Annotated in this window: 3 protein-coding genes; 1 reads left to right on the forward strand and 2 read right to left on the reverse strand. The window is 60.0% G+C overall.

What is annotated here, in order from left to right; genetic code table 11:
* Together RTS12_RS20550 and RTS12_RS20555 are read right to left on the reverse strand one after the other, a co-directional pair.
* A partial coding sequence (locus tag RTS12_RS20550) for an amidohydrolase (RefSeq protein WP_312531988.1) occupies window positions 1-1371 on the reverse strand: 1371 nt, incomplete at its 3' end.
* Between the two features lie 90 nt (window positions 1372-1461).
* Entirely contained in the window at window positions 1462-1815 is a 354-nt protein-coding gene (locus tag RTS12_RS20555; protein ID WP_312531990.1) for a cupin domain-containing protein, read from the reverse strand.
* A 174-nt stretch (window positions 1816-1989) separates the two neighbouring features.
* Here RTS12_RS20555 and RTS12_RS20560 point away from each other — a divergent pair, with 174 nt between their 5' ends.
* Complete coding sequence (locus RTS12_RS20560; RefSeq protein ID WP_312531992.1) at window positions 1990-2571, forward strand: GNAT family N-acetyltransferase; 582 nt, start codon at window positions 1990-1992, stop codon at window positions 2569-2571.
* The last annotated feature ends 34 nt before the right edge of the window (window positions 2572-2605 follow it).

The following is a 2605-nucleotide window of genomic DNA, read 5'->3' on the forward strand; positions in this document are numbered from 1 at the left end:
GGGCCAATCACTGGAAAACACAATTGGCGCACCTGCCTGAGCAAGGCTGCGACACAGATAGGCATCTGGCCAGCGCGCGGCGCCAATCTGTGACATGGTCGGCTCTGTCGGGAAATCCATCGCGCCGGGGGCATGAGGGGGCTGAAGACTGGCCGTGATGCCAAGCTGTCCCAGCCGCGGCACATCGCTGGGATCGATCAATTCGATATGTTCGATACGGTGGCGGCTGTCGCGCGCGCCATTGGCACGACGGGCTGCCTCATATCCGTTGATGACTAAGCGAACCGCGCCGTCGCCAATGGCATGGACCGCAATTTGCAGGCCCCGTCGGTCGATCTCGGTGGCAATTTCATCAAAGCGCTCTTGTGAAAACAGAGGCTCGGCGCGGTGACCGGGCTGGGCGGGATAATCTTGCAGCATGAAGGCTGTCCGGCTGTCGATGACGCCATCCATGAACATTTTGACAAAGCCCGAGCTCAGCCAGTCGTCATCATAGCTGGCGGTCATTGCCGAGGCACGATCCAGCGCCTCTAGCCCCATATGAGGCTTGAAATGAAACGGAACTTTGACGCGTAAGGGCAAGTTGCCCTCGGCCTGCATTTCAGCCAATAGATCAAGCGTATAGTGGTTGCCGTCCATATTGACGAGGCTGGTCACACCCGAGGCGGCGCAATGCATCATGCCCCTTTGCAGCAAGGCCTTATCGGCGTTGCGCTGCTGTGATGTGGGCGCGGGAACGGGCTCTTCGCCCGTGGCAATGCCAAGGTTGATGCGCCCTTCGCCGGCAAATGAGATCAAGGGACCAAAGGCCTCGAACTCGCGCAGCTCGCCCGTGGCAAGGCCATCTTCGCCCATCACGACCTCATGGCCATGCGGCATGGTTGCGCCATAAAGCAGTCCTGCGGCCGTCAGCGCCGCAGTATTTGCCCAAACCGTATGCAGATCGGGCGACATCATTGCGATCGGTCGGTCCGAAATCATCGCATCCAGATCATGGCGAGAGGCCGGTTTGCCCAAAATCGCATAATGCGCCTCTTGAGCCATCAAAAGCGGCATATCGGGGTTTTGCGCGGCAAAGGCGCGGAACGCACAAGCGACCGCGTCTGGGCCATGTAGTTGACCGATATGCAGATGCGTCAGATCCGCCCCGCCCAGGCCGACATGGATATGGCTTTCGAAAAAGCCGGGCAACAGGCTGCGCCCACCCGCATCGATGCTACGGGTATCTGGCCCGCAAAATGCGGCAATCTCTGCGGCCGTTCCCACGGCAAGGATTTGCCCCTCTGAAATCGCGACGGCCTCGGCGCGCGGATTTTGGGGATCCATGCTTAACACGCGGGCATTGGTCAGGATCAGTGTGGCAAAGGGCATGGGCATCGTCCAAAAATAGCCGTGGCAGCGGGGGCAGAACCCGCGCACCCGCAGTGACATCTCGTCACATCCGCGGGTGCGACAGGGCGTTTATTTCAGCTTGATGGCAAAATGCTTGCGCACGGGCTCTTCGATGGTCCAGGTGCCCTTAAAGCTTGGCTCGACCGCGAAAGCATCCCCGGGGTGCAAGGTGACCGGCTCACCGCCATCCGGCGTGATGGTCATGCGCCCTTCGATTACGTGGACGAATTCGTAGAACTGATAGCTTGCATGCCAGGTGCCGGTCGTCGCTTCCCAGGTCCCCGAGATGACGCTGCCATCAAGCGAGCTGTGCTGGATCCAATACCGCATGGTCGGGTTGCCCTCGATCTTGGTCCAGCCCTCCAGATCAGTGGTGATCGGCTCGGGGCCGGGGGCAGGAAAACGGAAAACCGTAACGCTCATCTATGTCCTCATCAGCTTTGTGCTTGGCTTGAAACACTTGGTAGGCGGCGCCTGCGCGGCCTGCAAGCCAGACGATTGTCCATGGCAAAGCAATTGCAAAGGGGCTGGCGAGTGCGTGCTAAATCGTCAAAGACTGAGGCGCGCAATGGGCGCGGGAAAAGACGGGAAACGGGCATGGAGATCCGAAAGGCAAAGGCATCGGATGCCGCGCATCTGGTGCGCTTTATCAACATGGCGGCAGATGATTTGCCGCTGCATTTCTGGCGCAAGACAGTTGGCATTGACGGTGATCCCTGGGCATTGGGGGCCGAGCGTGCATCGCGCGAAACGGGGAATTTCTCGTATCATAATGCCTGGCTGGCCGAAATCGATGGCGCGGTCGGTGCATGTCTGCTTGGCTATGGCGCCGAGACTGAACCTGGCCCGATCGAGCCGGACACACCTCCGATTTTCGTGCCGCTGCTAGAGCTGGAGGCGCTTGCACCTGGGTCATGGTATCTTAACGTTCTGGCAAGCTATGAGGGCTTTCGCGGCAAGGGATTGGGCAGCGCGCTGTTGGCACGTGCCGAGACCATCGCGACAGAGGCTGGCCATGACAGCATCAGCCTGATCGCGGCCGATACGCATCAAGACGCCCGCCGCCTATACGAGGCCAAAGGGTACCGTGAAATTGCCCGCCGTGCCGTCGTCAAGGACGACTGGCAGGTCGATGCCAATGAGTGGATCTTGCTGGTCAAACCCTTGGGCGCGGCCTGATGTCTTTGGGGCGTCGCGCATAGACGGGTTGGGG

The organism is Paracoccus sp. (in: a-proteobacteria) (genome assembly GCF_032007265.1).
Taxonomy (GTDB): Bacteria; Pseudomonadota; Alphaproteobacteria; order Rhodobacterales; family Rhodobacteraceae; genus Paracoccus.

Coding starts and splice junctions, on each gene's coding strand:
- RTS12_RS20560 (WP_312531992.1), top strand. CDS start 1,990: ATGGAGATCCGAAAGGCAAAGGCATCGGATGCCGCGCATCTGGTGCGC.
- RTS12_RS20555 (WP_312531990.1), bottom strand. CDS start 1,815: ATGAGCGTTACGGTTTTCCGTTTTCCTGCCCCCGGCCCCGAGCCGATC.